Origin of the sequence: Acidisoma sp. S159, assembly GCF_009766125.1 — a bacterium.
Classification (GTDB): domain Bacteria; phylum Pseudomonadota; class Alphaproteobacteria; order Acetobacterales; family Acetobacteraceae; genus Acidisoma.
Map to the genome: position 1 here is coordinate 623,318 of NZ_LMUG01000059.1, position 25,603 is coordinate 648,920.

Annotated in this window: 23 protein-coding genes, 1 tRNA gene and 1 pseudogene; 12 read left to right on the plus strand and 13 right to left on the minus strand. The window is 63.7% G+C overall.

Going from position 1 to position 25,603, the window contains the following annotated elements; genetic code table 11:
- Window positions 1-122 precede the first annotated feature (122 nt).
- Together rpsO and truB are read right to left on the minus strand one after the other, a co-directional pair.
- Window positions 123-392, minus strand: coding sequence for a 30S ribosomal protein S15 (rpsO, locus tag GSQ92_RS19690; RefSeq protein ID WP_158804610.1), 270 nt, complete (start codon window positions 390-392; stop codon window positions 123-125).
- A gap of 24 nt (window positions 393-416) precedes the next feature.
- Window positions 417-1,343 (minus strand): tRNA pseudouridine(55) synthase TruB, encoded by a 927-nt coding sequence (gene truB, locus GSQ92_RS19695; protein WP_159013861.1) that lies wholly within the window; start codon window positions 1,341-1,343, stop codon window positions 417-419.
- Window positions 1,344-1,832: 489 nt separating this feature from the next.
- Between truB and GSQ92_RS19700 the strand changes: the two are divergent.
- The 6 genes and pseudogenes from GSQ92_RS19700 (at window position 1,833) to GSQ92_RS19725 (ending at window position 7,564) form a co-directional block, all read left to right on the plus strand.
- Window positions 1,833-2,282: pseudogene (locus GSQ92_RS19700) on the plus strand (DUF6932 family protein).
- Between the two features lie 156 nt (window positions 2,283-2,438).
- Window positions 2,439-3,707 carry a glucose-1-phosphate adenylyltransferase gene (gene glgC / locus GSQ92_RS19705; protein WP_158804608.1) on the plus strand — a complete coding sequence of 423 codons (1,269 nt, stop codon included), beginning with the start codon at window positions 2,439-2,441 and terminating at the stop codon, window positions 3,705-3,707.
- The gene (gene glgA / locus GSQ92_RS19710) at window positions 3,704-5,155 is read left to right on the plus strand and encodes a glycogen synthase GlgA (protein ID WP_158804607.1); all 1,452 of its coding nucleotides are present in this window, start codon (window positions 3,704-3,706) and stop codon (window positions 5,153-5,155) included. The genes glgC and glgA overlap by 4 nt, the downstream gene beginning before the upstream one ends.
- A complete protein-coding gene (locus GSQ92_RS19715; RefSeq protein ID WP_254065796.1) occupies window positions 5,152-5,562 on the plus strand; it encodes a DUF4345 domain-containing protein in 411 nt (136 codons plus the stop codon). The genes glgA and GSQ92_RS19715 overlap by 4 nt, the downstream gene beginning before the upstream one ends.
- A gap of 31 nt (window positions 5,563-5,593) precedes the next feature.
- The gene (gene lepA / locus GSQ92_RS19720) at window positions 5,594-7,399 is read left to right on the plus strand and encodes a translation elongation factor 4 (protein WP_158804606.1); all 1,806 of its coding nucleotides are present in this window, start codon (window positions 5,594-5,596) and stop codon (window positions 7,397-7,399) included.
- A gap of 75 nt (window positions 7,400-7,474) precedes the next feature.
- Window positions 7,475-7,564 (plus strand) — tRNA-Ser (locus tag GSQ92_RS19725).
- Between the two features lie 37 nt (window positions 7,565-7,601).
- On the opposite strand, the gene GSQ92_RS19730 is transcribed toward GSQ92_RS19725, so the two are convergent.
- The 7 genes from GSQ92_RS19730 to GSQ92_RS19760 form a co-directional block, all read right to left on the minus strand.
- Entirely contained in the window at window positions 7,602-9,227 is a 1,626-nt protein-coding gene (locus GSQ92_RS19730) for an FGGY-family carbohydrate kinase (protein ID WP_158804605.1), read from the minus strand.
- A 35-nt stretch (window positions 9,228-9,262) separates the two neighbouring features.
- A complete protein-coding gene (locus tag GSQ92_RS19735) occupies window positions 9,263-9,991 on the minus strand; it encodes an SDR family oxidoreductase (RefSeq protein ID WP_159013862.1) in 729 nt (242 codons plus the stop codon).
- A gap of 108 nt (window positions 9,992-10,099) precedes the next feature.
- Window positions 10,100-11,350, minus strand: coding sequence for a sugar ABC transporter permease (locus tag GSQ92_RS19740; RefSeq protein WP_158804603.1), 1,251 nt, complete (start codon window positions 11,348-11,350; stop codon window positions 10,100-10,102).
- Window positions 11,347-12,168, minus strand: a complete 822-nt coding sequence (locus tag GSQ92_RS19745; RefSeq protein WP_159013863.1) for an ATP-binding cassette domain-containing protein — start codon at window positions 12,166-12,168, stop codon at window positions 11,347-11,349. Before GSQ92_RS19745 ends, GSQ92_RS19740 begins: the two co-directional genes overlap by 4 nt.
- A 72-nt stretch (window positions 12,169-12,240) precedes the next feature.
- The gene (locus GSQ92_RS19750) at window positions 12,241-13,329 is read right to left on the minus strand and encodes a sugar ABC transporter substrate-binding protein (RefSeq protein ID WP_158804601.1); all 1,089 of its coding nucleotides are present in this window, start codon (window positions 13,327-13,329) and stop codon (window positions 12,241-12,243) included.
- A 65-nt stretch (window positions 13,330-13,394) separates the two neighbouring features.
- The gene (locus GSQ92_RS19755; RefSeq protein ID WP_158804600.1) at window positions 13,395-14,309 is read right to left on the minus strand and encodes an AraC family transcriptional regulator; all 915 of its coding nucleotides are present in this window, start codon (window positions 14,307-14,309) and stop codon (window positions 13,395-13,397) included.
- 309 nt (window positions 14,310-14,618) lie between these two features.
- The gene (locus tag GSQ92_RS19760) at window positions 14,619-14,819 is read right to left on the minus strand and encodes a hypothetical protein (RefSeq protein WP_159013864.1); all 201 of its coding nucleotides are present in this window, start codon (window positions 14,817-14,819) and stop codon (window positions 14,619-14,621) included.
- 313 nt (window positions 14,820-15,132) lie between these two features.
- On the opposite strand from GSQ92_RS19760, the gene GSQ92_RS19765 reads away from it, so the two are divergent.
- A complete protein-coding gene (locus GSQ92_RS19765; RefSeq protein WP_158804598.1) occupies window positions 15,133-15,303 on the plus strand; it encodes a hypothetical protein in 171 nt (56 codons plus the stop codon).
- 82 nt (window positions 15,304-15,385) lie between these two features.
- Here GSQ92_RS19765 and GSQ92_RS19770 read toward each other — a convergent pair whose 3' ends face one another.
- Complete coding sequence (locus GSQ92_RS19770; RefSeq protein ID WP_158804597.1) at window positions 15,386-16,864, minus strand: NCS1 family nucleobase:cation symporter-1; 1,479 nt, start codon at window positions 16,862-16,864, stop codon at window positions 15,386-15,388.
- A gap of 118 nt (window positions 16,865-16,982) precedes the next feature.
- Here GSQ92_RS19770 and GSQ92_RS19775 point away from each other — a divergent pair, with 118 nt between their 5' ends.
- Window positions 16,983-18,485 (plus strand): NAD(P)/FAD-dependent oxidoreductase, encoded by a 1,503-nt coding sequence (locus GSQ92_RS19775; protein WP_159013865.1) that lies wholly within the window; start codon window positions 16,983-16,985, stop codon window positions 18,483-18,485.
- 111 nt (window positions 18,486-18,596) lie between these two features.
- Here the strand turns inward: GSQ92_RS19775 and GSQ92_RS19780 are convergent, their stop codons facing one another.
- The gene (locus tag GSQ92_RS19780; RefSeq protein ID WP_159013866.1) at window positions 18,597-19,103 is read right to left on the minus strand and encodes a hypothetical protein; all 507 of its coding nucleotides are present in this window, start codon (window positions 19,101-19,103) and stop codon (window positions 18,597-18,599) included.
- 292 nt (window positions 19,104-19,395) lie between these two features.
- Between GSQ92_RS19780 and GSQ92_RS19785 the strand changes: the two genes are divergently transcribed.
- Both GSQ92_RS19785 and GSQ92_RS19790 read left to right on the plus strand, forming a co-directional pair.
- Entirely contained in the window at window positions 19,396-20,019 is a 624-nt protein-coding gene (locus GSQ92_RS19785) for a LysE family translocator (RefSeq protein WP_158804594.1), read from the plus strand.
- 101 nt (window positions 20,020-20,120) lie between these two features.
- The gene (locus tag GSQ92_RS19790; RefSeq protein ID WP_158804593.1) at window positions 20,121-20,330 is read left to right on the plus strand and encodes a hypothetical protein; all 210 of its coding nucleotides are present in this window, start codon (window positions 20,121-20,123) and stop codon (window positions 20,328-20,330) included.
- A 38-nt stretch (window positions 20,331-20,368) separates the two neighbouring features.
- Here GSQ92_RS19790 and GSQ92_RS19795 read toward each other — a convergent pair whose 3' ends face one another.
- A complete protein-coding gene (locus GSQ92_RS19795; protein WP_159013867.1) occupies window positions 20,369-21,808 on the minus strand; it encodes an MATE family efflux transporter in 1,440 nt (479 codons plus the stop codon).
- A 128-nt stretch (window positions 21,809-21,936) separates the two neighbouring features.
- On the opposite strand from GSQ92_RS19795, the gene GSQ92_RS19800 reads away from it, so the two are divergent.
- Entirely contained in the window at window positions 21,937-23,496 is a 1,560-nt protein-coding gene (locus GSQ92_RS19800; RefSeq protein ID WP_158804591.1) for an AAA family ATPase, read from the plus strand.
- A 123-nt stretch (window positions 23,497-23,619) separates the two neighbouring features.
- Here GSQ92_RS19800 and GSQ92_RS19805 read toward each other — a convergent pair whose 3' ends face one another.
- Window positions 23,620-24,483: a tetratricopeptide repeat protein gene (locus tag GSQ92_RS19805; protein ID WP_158804590.1), complete on the minus strand. Its 864-nt coding sequence runs from the start codon at window positions 24,481-24,483 to the stop codon at window positions 23,620-23,622.
- A 196-nt stretch (window positions 24,484-24,679) separates the two neighbouring features.
- On the opposite strand from GSQ92_RS19805, the gene GSQ92_RS19810 reads away from it, so the two are divergent.
- The gene (locus GSQ92_RS19810) at window positions 24,680-25,510 is read left to right on the plus strand and encodes an energy transducer TonB (RefSeq protein ID WP_158804589.1); all 831 of its coding nucleotides are present in this window, start codon (window positions 24,680-24,682) and stop codon (window positions 25,508-25,510) included.
- Window positions 25,511-25,603 lie beyond the last annotated feature (93 nt).

Consider the following 25,603-nt stretch of genomic DNA (forward strand, 5'->3'; position numbering starts at 1 on the left):
GGCTATGCTCTTTCGAGCGCCGGGCCGGCATTCATTCTGACCGCCGCTTCCACGGCTTGGGTCGTATGCCGCTCATGCGGCTGATCCCCCGCCCCATGGCGGAGGACCCCGTCGAATAGCCTCTAGCGGCGCAGGCCGAGACGACCGATCAATGTCGTGTAGCGCTCGACGCTCTTGCGCTTGAGGTAGTCCAGCAGGCGGCGGCGGCGGCCGACCAGCATCAGCAAGCCGCGCCGGCTATGGAAGTCCTTGGCGTGGGTCTTGAGATGCTCGGTGAGGTTCGCGATGCGCTCGGAAATGATCGCAACCTGAACCTCGGGGCTGCCGGTATCGTCCGTGCCCGTCGCATAGTCCTTGATGAGCGCCAGGCGGCGCTCGTCGGTGATCGACATCGTGATGATCCCTGTCGTTCGGGGTTACAAAAGGCGCTCGGGCTTCATCCAGCCTTCGTCGAGGCGGCATAAACCGATCACGCGCTCCCCCACCATCGCGCGCGCCAGACCCCCTGCGGGGTTGGCGCCCTCTGGTATCCGCCCCATCAGGTCGACCAGGCTTATGGCCTGTCCGTGGCTGAGGCTGACGGCTTCGCTCTCGGTCAGGGCCAGCGCCGGGATGTCGGCCAGCGCGGTCGCGACCGGCAGCAAAAGCGCCGGAGAGATGGGCGCGGTATCCTCTGCCGTTTCGAGCTTGTCCAGGGAAATCGCCATAGCCTCGGTAAAGGGGCCGACCCGCAGCCGGCGCAGGACCGCGATATGGCCGAGCGAACCGCAGGCGCGGGCGAGATCGCGCGCCAGGCTGCGCATATAGACGCCTTTGCCGGATTCCACCTCGAAGACGGCGGTGTCGGCATCCGGGCGTTCCACCAGGTCGAAACGATCGACCTGGGCGGGGCGAGGCTCCAGCACCGGGGGGCGGCCCTCGCGCGCCATGTCATAGGCGCGCTCGCCGGCGACCTTGATGGCCGAGAAGATGGGCGGGACCTGCATGATGCTACCGCGGAATGCCGGGAGGGCAGCGCGGATAGCGTCATCGTCGGGCCGGGCGTCGGTGGTTTCGATGGTCTGGCCGTCCGCGTCGTCGGTATCGCGCAGATCGCCGAAGCGCAGGGTGAAGCGGTAGCGCTTGGTGCCGTCCATTACATAGGGAACGGTTTTGGTCGCGGCGCCGAAGGCGATGGGCAGCAGCCCGGTGGCGAGGGGGTCCAGCGTGCCGCCATGGCCCGCCTTCTCGGCGTCGAACAGCCGTTTGACCTTGTTGACCATATCCGTGCTGGTCGGGCCTTGCGGCTTGTCGAGGATGAGCCACCCATCCAGCGGGCGGCCGCGATGCCGGCGGCGGTTCATGATCGTTCCATCTCTGGGTCGGGGAGGGGGCGGGCTATGGCAGGAGATGGCGGACGCGGCAAGCGGGCCATAGGCGGGAATGATTCATACCACCTTCGAAGCCTTGGGCGATGTCGCGTGCGGCGAGCGAAGGACCCAAATAGGGACGGGCCAAAAAGCTTCGATTAACTAATACCTAGTCGAATGAACGCTCCGAGGAGTCAACCGGACCAACGTCCGCAGGAGTTGCGAGCTACAACGAGCCGACTGCGGCAGGGCGAGTGTCATCTTCAACCCGTGCGCCAGGGGCAATTACCCGGCCACGACGGCCTTCGCGACCTAGCTTGGCTCGACATAATTGCTAAATCCCCACCGAAGGATTCGAAGCATGGCGCAGCCTTGCGGCTGGAGCCCCGCGTGCGTCAGCCGAACCATGACAAAAGAACCGGGCTGCCACTCGCCTCCGGGCGTCCGAGGGTCGGATTCTCAACGGCGATCCCCCCACTCGACATGCGGACAGGGGTTCTGCCGCCCGGAATCCATGACGCGACGTGGCAAGATTTCGCGTCCAGCTACGGTTCCAACCCGCATCGCCAGAACTTACTCCAAGGTATGCACAGGGCCTTGCTCGAACTCTGGTGAGCTGGCTGCGGCTCGGTGATCATTGGCGGCAGCTTCGTCACCCGAAAGCGACTACCGAACGATTACGATGGGTGCTGGGATCCGACGGGCGTCGATGTCAGTTTGCTCGACCCGGTGATGTTGCCGCCCAACAATGGGGATCCCCGCAAGTTCGATGGGATGAAGGCCAAATACGGGGGTGAGCTTATCCCCGCGCGGTGGCCCTCTTCGAACCCCGAGGTTGCGAGTTTGATTGATTACTTCCAGTTCAACACCCGCAAGGTGATTCCGACTGGGGTTGTGCGGGTCAACCTAAAAACCTTGGACGGACGTAATTAGAGGCGCCAGGGCCGGAACTAACCAGGCCGCCTGCGCCGACCAACCCTGACAGATCACGGAACTCGCCGCCGGTTGAGACCGCATTTTGCAACATATGGACCCTGCTTCTTTTTCTCGGCGTTCATACGTAAGGTCCTCGAAAAGGGAGGGCCAAGAATGAACGCACAACAGCGCCCGCTGGCACCGCTCTCGCGGACCGCGATGGCTTATGTACTGGCCGGAGGCCGCGGCAGCCGGCTGATGGAGATGACGGACCGGCGGGCCAAGCCCGCCGTCTACTTCGGCTGCAAGTCCCGGATCATCGATTTCGCCCTGTCGAACGCCCTGAACTCCGGCATTCGCCGCATGGCGGTGGCGACCCAGTACAAGGCCCACAGCCTGATCCGCCATCTTCAGCGCGGCTGGACCTTCCTGCGGCCCGAGCGTAACGAGAGCTTCGACATTCTGCCCGCCAGCCAGAGGGTTAGCGAGACCCAGTGGTATGCCGGCACGGCCGATGCCGTGTTCCAAAACATCGACATCATCGAGAGCTACGGGCCCGAATACCTGGTCATTCTCGCCGGCGATCACGTCTATAAAATGGACTATGAGCTCATGCTGACCCAGCATGAGGAGAACAACGCGGACGTCACCGTCGCCTGCCTCGAGGTGCCGTTGCAGGATGCCACCGCCTTCGGCGTAGTCGCGGTGGCCGAGCAGGATCGCATCATTTCTTTCCTGGAAAAGCCCAAGAACCCGCCGCCGATGCCCGATAACCCGCTCATGAGCTTCGCCAGCATGGGCATCTATGTCTTCCGCACCAAATTCCTGTTCGACCAGCTTCGCCGAGACGCCGCCGATAGCAATTCCAGCCATGATTTCGGCAAGGACATCATCCCTCACCTCGTCGAGAAGGGCCGAGCCTTCGCCCACCGCTTTACCGAATCCTGCGTGCGGTCGAGTGAGCAGGCGGAGCCCTATTGGCGCGACGTCGGCACCGTCGAGGCCTATTGGCAGGCCAATATCGATCTCACGGACGTCATTCCGCCGCTCGACCTTTATGATTCGAACTGGCCGATCTGGTCGAATTCGGAGCTCAGCCCGCCAGCTAAATTCGTGCACGACATCGATGGCCGGCGGGGCCAGGCGATTACATCCCTGGTCTCCGGCGGTTGCATCGTCTCGGGCTCGTCGGTGCGGCGCTCGCTGCTCTTCACTGGTGTGAGGGCGCATTCGCATAGCAGCGTCGAGGAAGGGGTCATTCTGCCCTATGTCGATATCGGCCGGAACGCGCGGCTGTCGAAGGTCGTGGTCGATGCGGGGGTGCATATTCCGGACGGCCTCGTGGTCGGCGAGGATCCCATCCTCGACGGCAAGCGTTTCAGGCGCACCGAATCCGGCATCTGCCTCATCACCCAGCCGATGATCGACGCGCTATCGCAATGAGCGTGCTCCGGGTTCTGGCGGTCGCCTCGGAGTTCTTCCCGCTCGTCAAGACTGGCGGCCTCGCTGATGTCGTGGGCGCGTTGCCCGCGGCGCTGGCACCGGCCGGGGTAGAGGTTACGACGCTGCTGCCCGGCTACCCGGCGGTGCTGGATGGCTTGGAGGCGGCCGAGGCCGCCTTCATCTTGCCGGACCTTTGCGGCGAGCCGGCGACAATTCGGGCGGGACGCTCCGGGCGCGCGCGGTTGCTGGTGATCGACGCGCCGCATCTCTATGCCCGGCCCGGCAATCCCTATACCTCCGCGACCGGCGCCGACTGGCCGGACAATGCCCAGCGTTTCGCGGCGCTGGCCATGGTCGGCGCCATGGTGGCGCGCGGGCGATGGCCGGGCTACCGGCCGGACGCCGTGCATGCCCATGACTGGCAGGCCGGGCTGCTGCCGGCCTATCTGCGCTTCGGCGAAGGCGAGACGGCGCCGCCGCCCTCAGTCTTCACTGTCCACAATCTCGCTTTCCAGGGTCAGTTTCCGTCGGCGTTGCTGCCGTCGCTTGGGTTGCCCTGGGCGGCGTACACACCCGGCGGCGTCGAATATTACGACAGCATCGGCTTCCTGAAGGCGGGGTTGCAGCTTGCCGACCGCGTGACGACGGTCTCGCCCACCTATGCCGCCGAGATCCGGACAGCCGAGAGCGGCATGGGTCTCGACGGCGTCCTGCGCGCGCGAGGCGCCAATGTCAGCGGTATCATCAACGGCATCGACACGGATGTATGGAACCCCGCGACGGACAGCGTCATCGCCCGCCGATTCACCGTCGACCGGCCGGAGGATCGCGCCGCGAACAAGGCGGCGCTCTGCGACCGCTTCGGACTTGACCCGAAAGCGCTGCTCTTCGGTATCGTGAGCCGCTTGACCTGGCAGAAGGGCATGGACCTCATGCCGCATGCGATCGAGACGATCGCTGGGCTGGGCGCTGGTATCGCCATTCTCGGCGCGGGTCAGGCTGAGTTGCAGGCCGTCATCGCGGGCACGTCGGAGCGCTTCGGCATGGGCCTGCTGCTCGGCTATGACGAGACGCTCGCCCATCTCATCTACGCGGGCACCGACGCTTTGCTTATCCCGTCCCGTTTCGAGCCTTGCGGCCTCACCCAGCTCTGCGCCATGCGTTATGGCTGCCTGCCGGTGGTTTCTCGCGTCGGCGGACTGGCTGACACTGTGATCGACGGCAATGAGGCGGCGCTGGCCGCCGGCGTCGCCACCGGCTTCCAGTTCGCCGATGTGGACGCGGCTTCGCTGGACGCGGCGGTCAGTCGCGTAGCCACAACCTGGGCCGACCAGGCGCTGTGGCGCCGCCTGCAGCGAAACGCCATGGCGAGTGATGTGGGCTGGTCGCGCTCGGCTGGTCGCTACGCGGCGCTGTTCCGGGCAGCGGTGAGCGGCGCGACCGGGTGATCGGCTTGCCACAGGGCCATGGCGAGGTCGTGGCGCTGCGTGTCGCGGTCGCGCTTGGCGGGGTTGTGCCGGTGGTGGCGGGTGGTGCTGGCGTCCTGGCCGGGCTCGGGATGCTGGGGATCGAGCCGCATGCCTTCGTCACGCTCGACAGCCACTACCGCTATCTCTCAGGATTGCTTCTCGGCATCGGTCTGGCCTTCTGGAGCACCATTCCTCGGATCGAGTCGCAGGGCGGTCGCTTCCGCCTGCTGACCCTGCTGATCGTTATCGGCGGCCTCGGCCGCCTCTACGCCCTGCTGACCACGGAGGTGCCGGCGCCTCCAATGCTCTTCGGCCTTGCCATGGAATTGGTTGTGACACCTGCCCTTTGCTTGTGGCAGGCCCGGGTCGCTGCGCAATCCCGCTGACAGCGGGGCTCGCTTCGCCTATGTGACGCGCATGACCGACACGCCGCTCGCCCTCATCCGCAACTTCTCCATCATCGCCCATATCGACCACGGGAAGTCGACGCTCGCCGATCGCCTGATCCAGGCGACTGGGGGGCTCACCGCCCGCGAAATGACCGAGCAGGTGCTCGATACCATGGAGCTTGAGAAGGAGCGGGGCATCACCATCAAGGCGCAGACCGTGCGCCTGTCCTACACGGCGAAGGACGGCCAGACCTATGCCCTCAACCTCATGGACACGCCGGGGCATGTCGACTTCGCCTATGAGGTCAGCCGGTCGCTCGCGGCCTGTGAGGGCTCGCTGCTCATCGTTGACGCGAGCCAGGGGGTAGAGGCGCAAACCCTCGCCAATGTCTATCAGGCCATCGATGCCGGGCATGAGATCGTGCCGGTGCTCAACAAGATCGACCTGCCGGCGGCCGAACCCGACCGCGTGAAGGAGCAGATCGAGGACGTGATCGGCCTCGACGCCTCGGATGCCGTGATGATCAGCGCCAAGACCGGCCTCAACATCGAGGGCGTGCTGGAGGCGCTGGTGACCCGCCTGCCGCCGCCCACGGGCGATGCCGAGGCGCCGCTGAAGGCCCTGCTGGTGGACAGCTGGTACGACGCCTATCTCGGCGTCATCATCCTGGTGCGGATCAAGGATGGGCGCCTCAAGCGCGGCATGCGGATCCGCATGATGGCGAAGGGCTCGACCCATACCGTCGATCAGGTCGGCTTCTTCCGCCCCAAGATGGAGCCGGTGGACGAGCTTGGGCCGGGCGAGATGGGCTATATCAACGCCGCCATCAAGACCGTCGCCGATTGCGATGTCGGCGATACCATCACCGATGACCGCCGGCCGGCGAGCCAGGCTTTGGCGGGCTTCAAACCCTCGATCCCCGTTGTCTGGTGCGGGCTGTTCCCGGTGGATGCCGATGACTTCGAGAAGCTGCGGGAAAGCCTGGGCAAGCTGCGCCTGAACGACGCGAGCTTCCATTACGAGGCCGAAAGCTCGGCGGCGCTGGGCTTCGGCTTCCGCTGCGGTTTTCTTGGATTGCTGCATCTGGAGATCATCCAGGAGCGGCTGTCGCGCGAATTCGACCTCGACCTGATCGCGACGGCGCCTTCGGTGGTCTACCACATCACCCGCACTGACGGGAGCGTGGAGGAACTGCACAACCCCTCCGATATGCCGGAACCGATGCAGATCGCCCATATCGACGAGCCCTGGATCAAGGCGACCATCATGGTGCCGGATGAGCACCTCGGCTCCGTCCTGACGCTGTGCAACGAGCGGCGGGGCCAGCAGCTTGACCTCACCTATGTCGGCAATCGCGCGATGGCGGTCTACAAGCTGCCGCTGAACGAGGTTGTGTTCGATTTCTACGACCGGCTGAAATCGACCACGCGTGGCTATGCGAGCTTCGACTATCAGATGGACAGTTACGCCGAGAGCGACCTGGTGCGGATTTCCATCCTGGTCAATCAGGACCCGGTGGATGCGCTGAGCTTCGTCGCCCATCGCTCGGCGGCTGAGGCGAGGGGCCGCTCGATCTGCGCCAAGCTCAAGGAGCTGATCCCCAAGCAGCTCTTCAAGATCGCCATCCAGGCGGCGATCGGCGGCCGCATCGTGGCGCGCGAGACAATCGGCGCGATGTCCAAGGACGTGACCGCCAAGTGCTACGGCGGCGACATCAGCCGCAAGCGCAAGCTGCTGGACAAGCAGAAGGAAGGCAAAAAGCGGATGCGGCAGTTCGGCAAGGTCGAAATCCCGCAGAGCGCCTTCCTCGCCGCCCTGAAGATCGACGCCTGAGGGGGCCGGGGCAGGGGCCTTTGCCCGCAGGTGGCTTGCTGCGGGTCGCGCTTCCAGCTAGATACCGCCGCCGCTGGAGAGATGGCCGAGTGGTTTAAGGCGCACGCTTGGAAAGCGTGTGTGCGTGAAAGCGTACCGTGGGTTCGAATCCCACTCTCTCCGCCACGCAGCCCAAGTCTCCACTATCGCGATTGCCGCGCGCCTAACCCGCCCCCGCCATCGCCTCCCGATACGCCACCTGATCCTCGTGTAGCCGCTGGAACACCCGGTACTTCGCGTCATGGTAGCCGCGCACGGCGACGTTCGGTTCAATAATCCGCCCCGCCTTCGTCATCGCCGACATGCCGTCGCGCACGCTGGCGTAAGCGCCCGACGCCACCGCGCCGAGGATCGCGGCGCCCAGCAGCACGGCGTCGCCTTCGCGCGCCAAAACGATCCGGCAACCCGTCGCATCCGCGTGTTCGCGCAGGAAAATCGGGTTCTTCGTCCCACCACCCGAAGCGAGGATCGTGTCGATCGTGTAGCCGCTCGCGTTCATCGTCTCGATGATTTGCCGTGTGCCGTAAGCGACAGCCTGGATCGTTGCGAGATACAGACGCGCGAGATCGTCGGGACCGGCCCCGAGGTCGAGACCGCTGATCGTGCCGCGGAGCGTGCTGTCCGCGTGCGGTGAGCGGTTGCCGAGGAAGTCGGGATCGACATGTAGCGCGCGCGTCACCGCGGCCGGAAAGCTTTCGCTTTCGGCCAACCGCGCGAGACGCTCGTTCAGCATCACGTAGATGCTGCCTTCGGCAGACGCGAGTTCGGCATAGGCGGCGTGCGTGCGGATGATGTGGTCGATCAGGCTGCCCGTCGCGGATTGGCCGCCCTCGTTGAGCCAGAGACCCGGCACCATCGCGGCGAAATACGGCCCCCAGACGCCCGGCACGAACACCGGATCCACGGACACGGCCATGTGGCAGGACGAGGTGCCGCCAACAAGCGCCACGCGGCGGCGCAAGGTCGCGTCATCGGGGCCATCCGCGCCGTCGAGCGCCACGCCGATCGTGCCGATGCCGCCGGCATGGGCGTCGATCGCGGAGGTGCCGACAGGCGTGCCCAATGGCAGGCCCAGCTCGGCGGCCGCGCGCGCATCAAGGCCCGCGCCCACCGATGTTCCGAGGGGAAGCACTTCGCGGCCGATCCGGGCGAAGCCTTCATCGACAAGATCGCCGAGACCGACGGCTCGCAGATAGCCGTCATCCCAACGGTTTTCGTGGCCGAGATAGGTCCATTTGCACACGAGCGAGCAGAGCGAGCGGCTTTCGGAGCCGGTGGCGCGCCACGTCAGGTAATCGGGGAGGTCGAAGAAATGCCGAGCGCGCCGCCAAGAATCCGGCCGATGCGTCTTGAGCCAGACGAGTTTCGGCGTTTCCATCTCGAGCGAAACACGGCCGCCGACATAGCGGAGGACATTATGCCCGCCCGCATTGATCCGTTCGGCCTCGGCAACTGCCCGGTGATCCATCCAGACAATGACGTTCCATTCGTCTTGCCCCTCCGCGCCCACGGCGACCGGCGCGCCTTCCGCGTCCACGACGACAAGCGAGCAGGTGGCGTCGAAGCCAATTCCTTTGACGGTCACGTCGCCGCTGGTAGCGACGGCAGCGCGGACCGCTTCGACAACCGCACGCCAGATGTCGCCGGACGACTGCTCGACGTGATTCGGATGCGGCCGGTTCATCCTGATGGGAACGACATGCTGACCGAGAGCCTCGCCGCCCCGCGTGAAGACGCCGGCGCGCGCGCTTCCGGTGCCGACATCGACCCCGACGAATGCTTCGGTCATCGCGCTACTCCTCCTCCACCCGGCTGTCGGTGACCTCAGAGATCCAGGCTCTGCGGCAGGATGACCAGATCGCGGATGACGATGTTGCGTGGCCTGGTCACCATGAAGAGCACGGCGGCGGCTACTTCCTTTGGCTCCATCACGCTGCCCGTCGCGATCGCGTCCTCAAGCTTGGCTTTCGGCCAGTCGTCCAGCAACGCGGTCACCACCGGGCCGGGCAAAACGCCGCCCACGCGAATACCGTGTTTGGAGACCTGCCGCCGGACCGTGTGGACGAAGGCCTGAACGGCGTGTTTGGAGGCGGTGTAAATTGGCTCCCAGACGACGGGAACGACACCGGCGACTGAACTCGTCACGATGATATCCCCGGTCCTACGCTCGACCATATGCGGCAGCACGGCGCGGATCGACCGGAAAGTGGCGTTTATGTTGAGGTTGAGCATGCGGTCCCAGGCATCCGCATCGCCATCCACAACATGCCCGCCGACATAGGATCCCGCGTTGGCGTGGAAGATGTCGAGCTGGCCGAACTTCTCCAGGATTTGTGGCAACATCCCTTCCACGCTGGCGGCGTCTGTAAGGTTGACGACAACCGGAAGGGCGCCCGAGCCCAGTTCGCGGCACAGCCCCTGGAGCTTTTCCCCATCCCGATCGACCAATGCCACGCGTGCCCCGGCCGCCAGGAAGGTTCTCGCGCATTCGAGCCCGATGCCCGATGCGGCGCCGGTAACCGCCGCTACCTTTCCCGAAAGTTCGTTGTCCATGTGGCTTCCTCTCGATGAGCTGGATGCTGGGCAAGCCGGGCGCTTCGCCTCGCTCCGGCGCTATCCGTGTGGTCAACCTGTGTCGTGCTGACGAGTTTATCCGCGGGCTTACGCTCTGCCGTGTGAGACGCGCGAGCGGCGAGCGAGTGAATCAACGATGACCGCGATCGCGAGAACGCCTCCGGTAATCATGTAGCGCAGCGATGAGGATAGATCGAGCAAGGTCAATCCGCTCGCGATCGACTGGATGACGATGATTCCGAGCAATGCCGAATAGGCGCTGCCCCGGCCACCAAACAGACTGGTGCCTCCAATGACCGCGGCCGCGATGGCATCGAGGTTAACGTCTCCCGTGCCGGCCTGTTGGCTCGCCGAGGCAAGGCGCGCGGAGGCGAGCACGCCGCCGAGTGCCGCCAGCATCGAACAAAGGATGAAGGCGCTGGAATAGATGAGGCGGACATTGATACCGGCGCGGCGTGCCGCTTCCCGGTTGCCGCCGACGGCCGTGACCCAGCGCCCCCATGTCGTCCGCGTCAGCGCATAATTCAGCGCGACGACCAGGCCGACAAAGAGGCCAAACATCCAGGGAACACCACGGTCCTGGTTGAGGTAGATGGCGAGTGCTTCAAGCACGACCACGACAATGATCGCGCGGAAAAGCAGCTTGTTGAGCGATTGCGACGAGAGGCCCGCCGCCTGGCGACGCGTTGCCGTGCGGTAGCCGGTGACGAAGGCGAGGATTCCGGCGAGCGCGGCGATGGCATAGGCGACGACATGCGGCATGAAGAGCGACTGGCCGAAATTCACCATCGCCGAGCCATAGGGCAGATTGATCGATCCGCTCTGGCCGAGGATGTAGAGTTGCAGACCAAGAACGGCGAGCAGGCCCGACAGTGTCGAGACGAAGCTCGGCATGCCGAAGCGGTTGAACAGCAGCGCATAGAGGCTGCCGATCAGGCCACCGGCCGCCACCGCGGCGATGATCGCGAGCCAGACCGGTAGGCCCTCGTTGACCCACAAGACGCCCACCACGGCCGAGGCGAAGCCGCTGACCGAGCCGACCGACAGGTCGATCTCGCCCACCATCAGAATGCAGACGATGCCGAGCGAGATAATGCCCACGGTCGAGGAATCGAAGAGCAGGTTGACGAGATTATTGCTCGACAGGAAGACCGAGTTGAGGCTTTGGAAAACCGTCCAGATGATCGCCAGCCCGACAACGACCGGCAAGGCTCCGAGTTCGCCCGAACGGACCCGATCGAAGAAAGCGCGGATCGCGCCGCCGATGCCGGTTTCGTGCGTGACACGTTCGTCCGCGCGATCGAGCAGCGGGGCGGGGCCTTCCTTGTCGCCGCTCACGGCTGAGCTTCCTGCGCAGGAGCGGTTTGGGCTCGCCGTCGTCCCGACCGGCGGGACACGGCATTGTCGGACGCGCCGGTAATCGCGCTGACGAGTTCCTGGTTCGAGGCGTCCGGATAGAAGACACCGTTATTGCGCCCGAGCCGCAGCACGACGATCCGGTCCGCGACGGCGCGCACATCCTCCATATTATGGCTGATCATGACCACACCGAGCCCGCGATCCCGTACCCGCTCGATCAGATCGAGCACTTCGGCCGTCTGCGCGACTCCAAGTGCCGCTGTGGGCTCGTCAAGCAGGATCAATTTCGGCTCCAGCAACAAGGATCGCGCGATCGCCACGGTTTGGCGTTGGCCGCCAGAGAGCGCATTCACCGGTTGCCGCACGCTCGGGATCCGCGCGGAGAGTTCGCGGAGGAGGGTCCAGGCCCGCATCTCCATCGCGACCTCATCCAGTTGCAGCGGATGCAGTTCCTTGCCGAGGAAGATATTGGCGACGACATCCAGATTCTCGCAAAGCGCGAGATCCTGGAAGACCGTCGCGATGCCGAGGGCGAGTGACGCGCTGGGATCGGCGAGCGTCACTGTTTGGCCGCGAAACGTCATGGTGCCGGCGCTGGCCTGATGCACACCCGCGAGGATTTTGATGAGCGTGGACTTTCCCGCCCCATTATCGCCGACGAGGGCCACGACCTCACCCGCATGAACGTCGAGATCGATCTCGGTCAGCGCCGAAACCGCGCCGAAATGCTTGGAGATGCCGCGAAGGCTGAGTACCAGCTCGCCCGCCGCTACTGGTGCCTGAACCTTGTCCATCATGCACGACCTGCCCTTGCGTTGCCGTTGGTCGACGAGATCGGTCCGGCCGTATGAGCGGCCGGACCTTTGATCTCAGGGGGCGATGCCCAGTGTCTTGCAGCCATCCGCATAGCGGCCGGTGCAAAGCACGGAGGCGGGCTCAATGGGTTTGCCGTTAATCATCCGGTCGACGATCTGCTCTTTCAGGTTGCCGGAGGTGACGAGTGTCGGCGTGAAGAGCTGTGTCGGCGTACCGAACAGCGTCGTGTCGGCCTTGGGCGCCTGGCCCGAAAGGAGCTGCACCGCGACATCCGCCGCCGCCGCGCCGACGATCTCGCTCGGCTTGGAGATGGTGTTGTATTGGTCGCCCGCGATGATGAGCTGCAGCCCGGCGATTGTCGCATCATTGCCCGTCACCGGAGGCACCGGGTTGACGCCGGCCGCCTTGAAGGCCGCGATGGCCGCGCCGCCGGTGCCGTCATTCGCCGCGACGACGCCGACGATTTTCTTGCCGAACCGCGAGACCTGGCCACCGACCCATTGTTGCGCCTTGCTCGGATCCCAGTTCGGCGTGTCGTATTCCGCGAGGGTCTCGTAGCCGCTGCCAGCAAGACCTTCGTGAACGCCTTTCTTGATGAGCCCGGCCGCCGCATCGGTCGGCGAGCCATTGACCTCAAGCAGTCCGGTGCCGCTCGGCGAGACATTGGTCGCCTTGAGGTGCTGCACGAGTGACTGCGCGATGACTTTGCCGATCTCCTCGTTGTTGAAAGAGACATAGTAATCGGCCTTGGCGGAGGGAATGGGCCGGTCGTAGGCGATGACTTTGATGCCCTGGCCCTGAGCCATGTGGACCAGCGACGCGGCCGCCGTCGAGTCCACAGGGTCGATGATGATCGCTTTCGCGCCCTGCGAGATGACCGAGTTGAACTGCTGTTGTTGCCGCGACGCATCGGCATCCGCGTTCTGATACAGCACGATGCAGGTCGGGCAGAGCTTCTTTACTTCGGCGACGAAGCCGGGGCGGTCGTGTTCCTCATAACGGGTCGAGCCTTCATCGGGCATGAGGAAGGCGATTTTGACATTCGAGATGGTCGTCGCGGCTTTCGCGGGTGTCGCGAAAGGCATGAGGGCGAGCGCCAGCGCGCCGATCGATTTGCACATCACGTCATTGAGGCGAGCCATTCGGGCTTCTCCGTTCTGAAGTTTCTTAGTTGTCGCGGCTGAAGTCGCTCGGGCGGCGCCGATTGTCATGCGCTCCTCGCGATGGTTTCCGGCAGAAAGGCATCTTCTATCGGTTGGCGGTCGTTCACGCGGCGATGCTGCCGGTAGGCGCGCGGCGTCATGGCCGTCTGGCTCAGGAACTGCCGGTTGAAATTCGAGACATTGTTGAAGCCGGCCTCGAAGCAGATGTCGGTGATCGGTTGATCCGACGTGGTGAGCAGACGGCAAGCACGATTGATGCGCATGCCGTTGACATAGGCTGTGAAGGTCATGCCGGTCTGGCGGTGAAAGACACGCGAGAATGCACTCGGGCTATAGCCGCTGAGTTCGGCGAGTTCGCTTTCACGGAGCGCGCAGCCGAGATTGCGCGCGATATGATCGAGTACATGGTTGATCGGCTGGGTCATGTAGACAGACGGCTTGGCACGATAGCCGACGCTTGCCAGCATGCGGCGGTCCCTCGACCGCAGTAGCAACTCGAGCAGTTGGAAGAAGAGGGCAGGGCGGGACAGCGCGTCACCTGCAAGCATCGCCCGCATCAATGGGGCGACGGCCGCGCCGGTCGCAGCGGAAAATTCGAGGCCGCGCTGCGCCTCGTCGATCAGCACCGAGAGATCGAAGGCCGGGAAGGCCCGGGTGCAGGCGCACACGAAAGCATCCGTGAATTGAAGCACGATGCAGCGTTCGTCGATCGTTGCACCTGCCGCCACGTCGCTCAGCCAATTATGCGGCAGGTTGGGCCCGGTCATCACCAGGTTGCCGGGCACGAAGGCGCCAACGTAGTCGCCGACGAAGACGCGGCCGGTCGTCGCGGTGATGAGGTGAATCTCGTATTCCGGGTGAAAATGCCAGCGGACCGTCCGGAACGGATAGCCGTGGGCCCATATCTTGAAGGGCGTGCCTTCGGCGACCGATACGATCTCGAGCTCGGGCTCGGGCATGGAGACTAGAGCCCAACCTGCGGCTGGGAAGCCCGTACTGAGCCCCCCTGCCCACCTTCTCGGGTGTCCTGCATCGTTTCCGTCCCCCGGGCCCGTGTCGATCCTAAAGACCGCCGAGGCCGCTCTTTTCTTTAAAGATGGACGATAAAGCGATCGGAGGCAGAATACCTCCTCTGTTTAGCCGCTCGACTAATACTTTTTTGATCGTTCCGTCGATCCCGCGCCAATCTTGAGCGCTATGTGCCGTGCCGGAGGCTGAGTCTGGCCTCAACAGCTAGCCAATGGTTCAGGCCTTGACTCTCAGCCTGGCTACTTCTTGAGCGGCGTGATCGATGAACTGGCTGCGTGACGATGCGCCGCGGTCTCGCGCCGCGAACACTCCTCGGCGAGGAGCTCGTAGGCGCGGCCGAGCGATAGGCCCAGGACATAGGCGGCCTTCTTCATCGAGGCGCCCTCCTCATGGACGAGGCGCCAGATATCTGGCCCGGTGGGCTGGGTCGTAGTGCTCATGGGAAATCGGATCGCGCTGGATGTTGTGCAGCTTTGCATATGGCTGCTCAACGGCTTCATAAGAAGCCGCAGCTTGTCTGACCTGTATTGACGAGAAAGCTTTGGATAGGGCGCCCGCGAGGCTCCTCGGCCTTAATTCCGGCAGCGCAGCGACCTTAAGCGACAGCCGGGCGATGGCGCCGAGCGACGACGCTCCCTCACAAGCCGAGGCCGCGAGAGATAGTCGTGGAGAATCCCCTCTTGGTTGTGTAAACAACCTGTGCGTGCACGTGGAGGCCGGGATAGCACGACCCGGCTACTTGGGGGGTGTCGGATGATCGTCGCGCTAGCCCTTTTCGTCGGGCTCGCGGTGGGCTTTGTCGCGGGCCTGTTTTCCATCCGCTGGGCGACCCGCACAACGGAGGAGGCGCTGCGTGAATTCGAGCGCGGCGCGTCGGGTTCCGGTGTCGTCGACAAGACCGGCGGAGGCGTTATCCCCTCCTGATCGAGGTCAATCCCGGGGGCGAGACGGGAGCCAGCCGCCGGAGTGGACCGGCGGCTTCGAGCCTCAAGCGGCGATCGAAGGTTCACCCTCCAGCCGGAGCAGTGCGTATCGCGCTGCGTTGGCCGGCGAGCGCGACATAGATGAGTGCCCCAGCGGAGGCTCCTATGAGCCAGCCCCAGTCGCCGACGTTGAATATCACCTTATAAGCGCCGAGTAGCGACAAGCCGATCGAAAGCGCTCCCGCCAGAGCCAGCGCGATGACCGCCTTGCGGTTCCAGCCACCGTCGTAGTGGAAGGAGCCGCCGGACGACATCGTATAGAGGTCCTCGACGATGAGGGTCTGTCGCTTCACCAGATAGTAGTCAGAGACGATAATGCCGAACATCGGCCCAAGCACGGCGCCGAAGATGCTGACGAACAGCGTGATCGCCTGGGGGCTCGCGACGAACAACCACGGGCAGACAAGCACGGACAGGATCGAGGTGATCAGGCCGCCGAGGCGGAAATTGATGCGCTGCGGATATAGATTAGAAATGTCGTAGGCGGGGGAAACGAAGTTGGCGACGATATTGATGCCCATCGTCGCGACGATAAAGGTCACGGAACCGAGAATAACGACGATCGGATTGCCGATCTTTTGCACGATCAGAACGGGATCCATGATGGCGGTCCCAAATACTTTCAGCGTGCCGGCCGTAACGATCACGGTGATGATCGAGAACACCAGGAAATTGACCGGAAGCCCGAGAAAGTTGCCCTTTTTCATGGCGGACTCGTTCTTCCCGAATCGGGCGAAGTCACCGAAGTTCAACAAGAGCGCCGCGAAATAAGCCACGATCAACATTGCCGCGTTCGCCATCACGCCGATCGTCGCCGTTGTCGATGCCGCCGGAGGGCTGAGCTGTAGCGCCAAGCTGGAGAAGCCGGCATGCCAGAGGATCCAGATCGCCAAGGCGAACATAACCACGTAGACAACCGGGCCGCAGAAATCGATGAATTTGCGGATGCGCTCCATGCCGCTCAGGAAGATGACGAGCTGGAAAAGCCACATGAAGATGAAGCTGGCCCAGGCAAGCGTCGAGAGGCCCAGGACACTGTTATGGGTGAGCGACACGGTGGAGGGCGCGAGGGTGATTACCAGAACCTGCACCGCCTTGGACGCGAAGTAAGTCTGAACGCCATACCAAACTATCCCGACGATCCCGCGCACGACGGCCGCGAGGTTGGCACCCATCACACCGAACGAGATGCGGGCAACAACCGGATAGGGAATGCCGTAGCGCAGCGACGGCCGGCCGATCAGATTCATCAGGAAGTAGACGATCATGATGCCGACGAGCATCGAGATGAGAACCTGCCAGCCTGTCAGGCCCAGAAAAAACAGGCTCGCCGCGAAGGTATAGCCTCCGACGGAATGGACATCGGACATCCACATCGCAAAAAGGCTGAAGACGCCCCAGGTCCGCTCCTCGGGTTTGGTCGGAGCTAGATCGTGGTTATAAAGCTTTGGGTGGGCTCCGGTAATGACGAAGGTCGGTACCTCGCGATGGTCTGGTGGCATCGGTATCCCTCCTACGGCGCAATGAATTTTTTGTTATTGCAATAACTATGCCAATAGAGGTCCAAAACGCCTGTTCTTCCGGCCGCAAATAGGACCCGAGCGGAGAGGATCGAAACCGATGACCGAAACGAGAAGTTCCACCGAAACATCAAACGAGAGCGCCGAGCACTTTGACGTGCTGATCGCTGGCGCAGGGATTTCCGGCCTGGGGGGCGCTTATCATCTCACCAAGCAGTGCCCAGGCACCACCTTCGTCATCCTCGAAACCCAGGAAAGCTTCGGCGGCACCTGGCTCACACATCACTATCCCGGCATCCGTTCCGACACGGACCTCTATACCTTCGGCTACCGGTTCAAGCCTTGGACGAGCGCCCCGATCGCCACCGCCGCCGAGATCCTGAGCTACCTGGGTGAGGTCATCGACGACAACGAGCTTGGTCCGCGAATTCGCTATCGGCACCGGATCACTTCCGCACGCTGGTCGAGCGATGAGAAACGCTGGGCACTCGAGGCGATCCGGACCGCGACTGGCGAAACTGCCCGGTTCACCGCCAACTTCCTCTGGATGTGCCAGGGCTATTACCGGCACGTCAAGGGCTACACGCCCGAGTGGGAGGGGATGCACAGCTTCAAGGGCCAGATCGTCCATCCGCAGACCTGGCCGAAACAGCTCGACTATGCGGGCAAGAATGTTGTCGTCATTGGCTCGGGCGCGACCGCTGCAACGCTCATCCCGGCGATCGCCGATGATTGCGGCCACGTCACGATGCTGCAGCGCTCGCCGACCTATTTTAGAACGAGCCGCAACGCGATTCCGATCGCGGACGAATTGCGCGAATTGCAGATCGACGAAGCCTGGATCCACGAGATCGTGCGCAAGAGGATCTTGCGCGACCAAGCCGTGTTCGCGCGCCGTTCATTTTCTGAGCCGGAGGTCGTGAAGCAGGAGCTTTTGTCAGCCGTTCGTGCCCATCTTGGCCCAGATATCGACGTGGAGACCCACTTCACTCCGAGCTATCGGCCCTGGCGCCAACGCATCGCCTTTGTCCCTGATGGCGACCTGTTGGAGTGTATCAGAGTGGGCAGGGCGTCAGTTGTCACTGACGAGATAGTGCGCTTTACCGATTCCGGCATTCTCCTGAAATCCGGCAAGCGTCTCGATGCGGATATCATCGTCACCGCGACAGGCCTCCATCTCAACGCGCTCGGCGACATCGAGTTTTCCATTGACGGTGAACCTCTTGTCTTCGCCGACACCGTCACCTATCGCGGCATGATGTTCACGGGCGTGCCGAACATGGCCTGGGTCTTCGGCTATTTCCGGGCCGGATGGACGTTGCGGGTGGATTTGGTCGCCGATTTCGTGTGCCGTCTGCTCAACCACATGAAGGCAACGGGTGCCACCCAGGTGAGGCCGACCCTTCGGCCGCAGGACAAGGGCATGCCTTTGTTGCCCTGGATCGACCCGGAGAATTTCAATCCCGGCTATCTACTCCGTGGCCTCCACCTATTGCCGAAAAGAGGCGATAAGCCTGAGTGGCAGCATACCCAGGACTATTGGACGGAGAAGGATCAGTTTCCCGCCATCGATCTCACCGACGGCGTATTCGCTTACGAGTGATTTGGCGAGCACCCGATCCCCGCCAGCGACCGCCTCAGGCACGCATGCGGTGTGGATCACGATGCAGCGTGAACGCGGCGCCCGCGGCTTCGGGCGGATATGAAATGCTATTCAGCGTGGGAACAACCAACTCGGCAACCAACTCCAGGCGCCTCCGCCGATCGGTGCCTGGGAGGCTACAGATTGGAGCGACCGGGGCGCGCCTTCGTGGTTGTCGCAGCGCTGGATGCTGCCGGAGAAGTCGGAACAGCTTCCGAGGGTGGCGTTCCACACGAACCTCATACCCTTCTTGCCGGATGATGCATCCACGGTGGCGTTGATAACCTCGACCTTTCCATCGGGCCCGAAATGGAAGTCAACAACACCAACGCCCGAACGCTGCCTCCAGGCATAGTTACTCACGAAATGAAGGACTCCACCGTTATCCGGCATTCCCGGCGCGTTCATCTCTCGCAGCACCTCGGCCTTCGTTGCTCCCTCCAGGCCGACCAGCAGTCCCTCCGTCAGCTCGGTGCAGGAGATGTCAGGGCGCCCCGGCTCATCTACTCCGTCGCCCCAGCATTTCGCGTTATCGGCATAGGCGGGACCGCCAAGCACGGAAACGAGCACGACCCCCAACCACAAGCGCATCCGCCCCACCAATGTTTTGCGGAAGGGTAGCGCCACTACCGCAGGCTGTCATCCGGGCGACCGATCACCTGGAAAACGGATATGGCGGCCACAGTTCGCCGAGCAAGGAGGTCGATGCCCGAGCGGCACAATCTCAGTCGTTTCCGCCAAAGACAATCGTCACCTTGATGAGGCTATCGCGGATTGAGGGCTTGTTCGAACGCCGAGCCGGATGTGGATGTCTTGACCTAGCCCGGCGGCGCGTCGCTTTGTAGTCAGACGTTCTGGAAGGACCGAGTTGATGGATGTTGAAACCCTATTGACCTTCGCAGCCGTCGTGCTCGGTCTATTCCTGATTCCGGGTCCGGCCGTCCTGCTCACTCTCGCGCGAGCGACGACGGGTGGCCGTCGTGTCGGGGTGGCAACGGGGTTCGGCATCGCTTTCGGGGATCTTATTCACGCCACCATGGCAACCTTCGGTCTCTCAGCCGTGCTGATGACCTCGGCGATCGCGTTCAGTGTCGTGAAATACGTCGGCGCCGTGTACCTCATCTTTCTCGGTATAAGAGCCATCATCGAAAAGGGTCATGATCTCCAGCTCGCTCCCACGCGGCGTATCGACGCGGGTCGGGCTTTTAGGCAAGCAATCCTGGCAGAGGTTCTCAACCCGAAGACCGCGATATTCTTTTTGGCTTTTCTGCCGCAGTTTGTGCACCCTGATCATGGCTTCGTGGTTTCGCAGTTCGCCGTCCTCGGACTGATCTTCGTTGCCATGAGCGCTGGCTACACTTCACTCATCGCTCTGGCGGCTGGTTCGGTAAGCCGATGGCTCCGCCGGCACAGCCGGATTGGCCGCTGGCAGGGACGCGCTGTCGGCACGATCTATATCGCGCTTGGGGTCCGTCTCGCCTTGGAAGAGCGGTAGCGGGCGCTGCTTTTCGAAGTTTGTTTTGTCTTTGGTCGCAGGCCCGGCTTCGGCCGGGTGTAGACTGCTTCAAAGCATCAACCACGGGAGGAGCTCTACTCATGCGTATCAGCCGTATCGTTATTGCTCTGGCGTCTAGCCTATGCCTGTCCCCGGCACTGATCACGGCCGTCGACGCCCAGAGTACCGGCACGCCGGTCAACGCGGCAGGACAGCCGTCTATTTCCGGGACGCCCTATGTCAAAACGCACAAGCGTCACCACCGGCTTATGTATGGCAAGCACTACAACCCGAATAAATTTTCCAAGTGAATCGACGCGTCGTGCAGTCATTGCACCGTGGCGCGCGGCTATTCGTCCTTACTGCTGATGTAATCCGCCATGGCGCCTCGGGCGGTGGCAATTGGGATGATCTGCGGCCCGCGCGGCGGTGACGCGGCGACCAGGCGGCGCGTCACCGCGAAAGCCGTCACCACCGCCGCGATCCCGAATACCACCGATCCCGCCGCCTGCCCGACCAAAACGCCGCCGGGGCCGTAACGCTCGCCGATCCAGACGAAGGGAATGGTGCCGAGTGTCGCTCGGCCCCAATTAAAGACCGTCGCCAAGGCCGGCCGGCCGAGATTGTTGAACGCCGCATTCGCGACAAATAGCGCGCCGATAAACAAAAAGCCGGAAGCTGTCCAACTGCAGAACAGCGCGACCAGCATGGCCGTCGTGCCGGTGGCGGAGAAGCCGCGGATAAGCGGCTCCTGCACGGCCGCCAGAATCGCCCAGGCCATCAGCACCGCGAGCACCATGAACAGCAGGCTCGACCGGATCGTCTCACGCACGCGGTCCGGCCGCCCGGCCCCGAGGTTCTGCGCCACGATCGCGCCCACCGCCCCCGTCAGCGCGTAGATCACGCCGAAGGCCACCGGCGTGATACGATCGATCGTCGCCTGGCCCGCCACCGCAGCGTTGCCGAACTGGGCCATGGCATGGGTCACGAAGGCACCGCTCACCGGCGTTGCGATATTTGTGAGGATCGCGGGTCCAGCGATGCGGCCGACCTTCAGTAGGTCGCTGAGGTAGGCGGGGCGCGACGGACGCCCCAGCAAATCGCCTTTGAGCACGTAACGCAGGCCGAGCCCCGCCAGAATGAAGCGCGAAAGCACAGTGCTGATCGAGGCTCCCACAAGCCCGAGATGAAGGCCGAAAATGAACAACGGATCGAGTGCCGCGACCGCGAAGGCGGCATAGAGCGTTACGTTCATCGCTCGCCTTGCAGCGCCCGAGGCCCTCAGCAGAGCCGCCGATCCCATGCCGACCGCGATCAGCGCGGCCGAGGGCGAGGTGATGACAAGAAAGACCGCCGAGAGCCTGGCGGTCTCCCCCTCCGCATGCAGCAGCCGCAATAGCGGCCAGCGCGCCAGCGCCGTCGCGATGCCGAGAACGAAGGCCACCGCCACCATGGTGATCAGGCTATGGGTCGCGATCCGGCGCGCCCGGGCCATGTCGCCTGCCCCGATCGCGGCCGAGACCACGGCCCCGATGCCGATCGTCATGCCGATGCTGGTCGAGATCTGGAAGAAGCCGATCGTGCCCGCGAATCCGATCGCGGCGGCGACCGGCTTGGTGCCCAGCCGAGAGAGGTAGAAGAGGTTGAGGAGATCGACCGCGAAGACCGCTACAAGGCCGACCGCGCCCGTCGTTGCCATGACGACGACATGCCGCATAATCGAACCGGTAACGAAGGCCGCCGGGCGGGCGGAGAGCGGAGTAGGCTTCGCGGCCACGGGGCGCGGCATAGGGACTCGCCGTTCTTGTGTGCGGGTTTATGTCATAACAGTGCAAAAGAACTAGTGGTGTAGTTCGCAGGAGACTTGTTCACTGCTTAAGCCTTCCCTCAGGGGTTTGTGTGCAAGCTTGCGGGATCGTGAGCCTCACCCTTCGTAGGTTGCGCAGCCGGTTTCAGGACTGGCCCGAGCGCTTAGCTTTCAGCCACCGTCGCGCCTGCAAGGCGGCTGTCGAGGCGCTAGCTCGCGAACGTGCCGTGTGCTTGCTCTGCGGCGCGGCTGGCATTGGCAAAAGCCTGGCGATGCGCGCGATACTCATCGAACTCACGGCGCGGGGATTCGCCATCGTTCAACTCGACGCGGCCCGAGAGTCCATCGATCCGCTCGATGCAAAGATTCAGGCACGGCGATCGGCCTGCGGTGCGGCCGCGTCCTTGGTGGTAATGATCGACCATCTCGAGGCGATCGGACGCGACGGCCTGAAGACTCTGGAACGGGTCGTAACCATCGCGCTCGAGCGCGACCGCCGCCTGCGCTTTCTTCTCGCCGGACTGCCGGAGTGCTGGACCTGGATCAGCATTCTGGGGCTCGAAACCCTGCAAGGCAGCGTCATTATTGGCCTCCAGCCACTTCCGCCTGACGAAGCGGCGCGACATTTCGCCCGCATCTGGGGAGATCTCGGTTCGGCTGAGCCTCCGCCGGCCGCTGCCGCTCAACGCGCTTTGAGATTCGCCGAAGGCAACCCGCGCGCGATCGACAATGCGGCGGTCGCACTGCTCCGCTCGCGGCGATGGGCGGAGCGGCTTCGCGACTCGATATCCAGTGAAATCGAATGCCGCTTCACTCCCTTCCTGCTCATGATGGTCGCGCTGACGATTAGCGTAGCCGCCCTCGGGCTCGGCGCGGCGGCGTGGCATGGTCTCCGATCGGCCGGGGGGCCACCTCCGCTGCTTGAAGTCACCTTGGCGCCGGAACCGACGATAGCGCTCCTGGTGTTGACTGCCGCCTCTCCTTCGTCCGACGCATTCACGACGATTTGCATCCCCGCGCCGGCGATGCGCGCCTGGTCGATGCGGCGGACCCGCGCAATCCGCAACCTCAGCCGCCTTGTCCTGGCGGCGCGCGCTTTCCAGCGGCGGTTCGGGGTCCTCGTGCGAGAAGAGGAAGTCCTGCGTTTCCGGACGGAGCGAGCTGAACTCGAACGCCCGGCTGCTGACCGGGCCACGCATCTCCCCGTGCTACCGCCAGGCTTGCCGTGGTTGCGCCATGATGGCGTCGTGTCTCAGAACAAAGGCGCTCATGAAGTTGATAGCTCCATGCTGGGTCTTACCGAACCCGCGGCTTTCTCCCGTAAATCCGCAAGTGACCTCATCAGCGAGCCGTTCACTCTAGCGGCCTTACGCGGGCCGCCGGGCCGCCAGGGGACCAAGCGGGCTCTTCCGACTTCGGTCGCGGCGCCTGCTCCTGGGAAAACTTCTCGTGGCGTGGATTTCGCGAGGAAGATGTCGCGAGCTACTGCCGCCCCACCGATGGTTCTCTCGGCCACTTCCGGCGATAGCTTGAGATCCCTTTATGCGCGGGTCTATCGCGGATTTACGGCGCCGCCCTTCTCGGTGGTGCGGGCTGCCAACGGCGCGACGATCAAGCCGGGCGACCTCGTCGTCTTCCCCGCGCCACCACACGGATGGAGGCGGCGTTAGGGTTTGCTCGCGGCAAATGGCGGGCGCGCGTGGGCAATTGCCCATATGCTCGCGCCGAGACGGCCTCTTCGTCTTTCTGCGGGCGTACATTTCGCGCGGAACGCCTTTGGTCGAACCGCTGGATTAACCGCCAAGACGCCGCGCGACAGCCGCGAGCGCGATCGCCGCCAAGCCAAGCAGTCGCTTGTCCTTGGTGGTCCGGGCCGCCTGGCCATACCAGCGTATCGCAGCCTCAGGATCTGGCGGAAGGCCGATGCCGGTCTCGTAGCAATAGCCAAGGTCGTAGGCGGCGAGCGGATCGCCGGCTTGAGCGGCCTGCCGAAAAACCGCCGCCGCCTGCGCCGCTTCCCCAGGCATGCGGGTGAGGAGAGACCGTTGGGCGCGGACGAAGGCGGCCGGGCTCACAGTACGTGATGCGCCGCCCGGTTTCGCTTTGCTCGCCAGATCAAGCCGTGCCGGCTCCGCACCGTCGTTCGCCGCCTGCCGGAGGAGAAGACTGGCTAGCCGCTGGTCTCGCGGCACGCCGTCTCCGGCTTTGTAGAGCAGCCCCAATCGATACTGAGCCAGTTTATTTCCCAATGCGGCAGCGCGCGCGTAATAGCCTGCGGCGACGGAATGGTCGGCGGCAACGCCACGACCAATCTCATACATGGCGCCCACCCAGTAGCTGGCGTCTGCACTGCCCAGTTGTGCGGCGATCTCGAACCAGGCCAGCGCCTGAGCGGAATCCTGTCCGACGCCATGCCCAGTATCGTAGGCGATACCGAGATCGAGTGCGGCGCGGGGGTCGCCGCTTCCAGCCGCACCGGTCAAGGCTCTCACAGCCTCTGCATCTTTCCCGGCGGCGAAGGCGTGCTGCCAGGCCGCGACTTTAGCCTTGCCCGCAGAATCTGAACTGGCGAGTGCGGCGCTCGGAAGCCCGATTGTCGTGAGAACGAGGAGCAGCGCCAGCCGCGCCAGCCATGATGTGATCTTCGCTGGCTTCATTGCGGCGTTATGCGACGCCGGGCTTAATTTGTTGTTAAGACGTATTGAAAATAATGGCCCTTGTGTAACGCACCACCGAGGGGCCGATTCGATGAGCCGACTGTTCAGCCAAATGATCGGCCGGAGGACCCGTGCCGCAGCGATCCACGACTATTCGCCACGAGCCTAGTGGAAAGCGCGTCAAGGGAGTTGTCGCATGGACATTGATACGATCGACCCGCGAGCGGTCAAAATCATGTCCGACATCCTGGCACTCACCATCGATGAGCAGGATGGCGTTGCTCTATCCGCCCTCAGCCGCATCCGGCGGCGGGCGAGGGAAAGCGCTGTCACGGGCGGCGGCTTGAAGGAGACGTTCCGTCGCCTCGTCCATATCAGTGGCATGGTCTCGTCCGAGGAACTCGATCATGCCAGTTCTCTCGGTGGCCCGGGGGCGGCGCCGGCGATGGTCGGCCGGCTGACCTCGCAGGTCGATGCGCTACGCTCTCAGCTCGCCTATGCCGAGCAACTCCGCTTGCAAGATGCGGCGGACTTCGTGCGGCGACGGCGGCGCGACGTATTCGGCGGGGTTGGCTACGGCGTGATGATCGGCGCCGCGACAATGGTGCTGGCGGCCGTCGCGGTCTGGGCGACCTTTCCCTCAGTCCGGCATCCGCCGCATCGGCTGGTAGCAGCGCTCGATTTTCGTTCAGCGGTGCCCGAGATGCTTGCGGTCCAGGATTACCCCGCGGATGCCGCACGTCGTGGCGACCAGGGCATGGTTACGCTTGCCCTGTCGATCGGTCCGCAAGGGGAGGTGACTGCGGCCCAGCTGGCTCGAAGCAGTGGCAGCACGGAACTTGACGAGGCCGCGCGGCAATGGGCCTGGAGCTGGCGCTTCCGGCCGGCGGAGGTCGATGGCCGGCCGATCGCCAGCACGCGCATGATCCGACTTCGCTTCGATCTGGCGCGGGGAGACCCTGGAAGTACTGTGAGTGGCCCGTTGGATGGCGGCGTAAGCACGGCAGGGTCGCGTTCGCTTCCTTGATCTGTAACCTGCGCGAGCGTAAGCGGGGGCGCCAAGGCTCCGCAGGACGTGTACGCCATGGCACTTGAAGATGACCTCTCTCCCGAAAATTCG

What these genes read in the sequence shown, in the direction of transcription:
- GSQ92_RS19810 (WP_158804589.1), top strand. Translation starts at nt 24,680, where the DNA reads ATGGACATTGATACGATCGACCCGCGAGCGGTCAAAATCATGTCCGAC.
- GSQ92_RS19790 (WP_158804593.1), top strand. Translation starts at nt 20,121, where the DNA reads ATGCGTATCAGCCGTATCGTTATTGCTCTGGCGTCTAGCCTATGCCTG.
- GSQ92_RS19795 (WP_159013867.1), bottom strand. Translation starts at nt 21,808, where the DNA reads ATGCCGCGCCCCGTGGCCGCGAAGCCTACTCCGCTCTCCGCCCGCCCG.
- truB (WP_159013861.1), bottom strand. Translation starts at nt 1,343, where the DNA reads ATGAACCGCCGCCGGCATCGCGGCCGCCCGCTGGATGGGTGGCTCATC.
- GSQ92_RS19765 (WP_158804598.1), top strand. Translation starts at nt 15,133, where the DNA reads ATGATCGTCGCGCTAGCCCTTTTCGTCGGGCTCGCGGTGGGCTTTGTC.
- GSQ92_RS19735 (WP_159013862.1), bottom strand. Translation starts at nt 9,991, where the DNA reads ATGGACAACGAACTTTCGGGAAAGGTAGCGGCGGTTACCGGCGCCGCA.
- GSQ92_RS19775 (WP_159013865.1), top strand. Translation starts at nt 16,983, where the DNA reads ATGACCGAAACGAGAAGTTCCACCGAAACATCAAACGAGAGCGCCGAG.
- rpsO (WP_158804610.1), bottom strand. Translation starts at nt 392, where the DNA reads ATGTCGATCACCGACGAGCGCCGCCTGGCGCTCATCAAGGACTATGCG.
- glgC (WP_158804608.1), top strand. Translation starts at nt 2,439, where the DNA reads ATGAACGCACAACAGCGCCCGCTGGCACCGCTCTCGCGGACCGCGATG.
- GSQ92_RS19755 (WP_158804600.1), bottom strand. Translation starts at nt 14,309, where the DNA reads ATGCCCGAGCCCGAGCTCGAGATCGTATCGGTCGCCGAAGGCACGCCC.
- GSQ92_RS19770 (WP_158804597.1), bottom strand. Translation starts at nt 16,864, where the DNA reads ATGCCACCAGACCATCGCGAGGTACCGACCTTCGTCATTACCGGAGCC.
- glgA (WP_158804607.1), top strand. Translation starts at nt 3,704, where the DNA reads ATGAGCGTGCTCCGGGTTCTGGCGGTCGCCTCGGAGTTCTTCCCGCTC.
- lepA (WP_158804606.1), top strand. Translation starts at nt 5,594, where the DNA reads ATGACCGACACGCCGCTCGCCCTCATCCGCAACTTCTCCATCATCGCC.
- GSQ92_RS19745 (WP_159013863.1), bottom strand. Translation starts at nt 12,168, where the DNA reads ATGATGGACAAGGTTCAGGCACCAGTAGCGGCGGGCGAGCTGGTACTC.
- GSQ92_RS19730 (WP_158804605.1), bottom strand. Translation starts at nt 9,227, where the DNA reads ATGACCGAAGCATTCGTCGGGGTCGATGTCGGCACCGGAAGCGCGCGC.
- GSQ92_RS19750 (WP_158804601.1), bottom strand. Translation starts at nt 13,329, where the DNA reads ATGGCTCGCCTCAATGACGTGATGTGCAAATCGATCGGCGCGCTGGCG.
- GSQ92_RS19785 (WP_158804594.1), top strand. Translation starts at nt 19,396, where the DNA reads ATGGATGTTGAAACCCTATTGACCTTCGCAGCCGTCGTGCTCGGTCTA.
- GSQ92_RS19760 (WP_159013864.1), bottom strand. Translation starts at nt 14,819, where the DNA reads ATGAGCACTACGACCCAGCCCACCGGGCCAGATATCTGGCGCCTCGTC.
- GSQ92_RS19805 (WP_158804590.1), bottom strand. Translation starts at nt 24,483, where the DNA reads ATGAAGCCAGCGAAGATCACATCATGGCTGGCGCGGCTGGCGCTGCTC.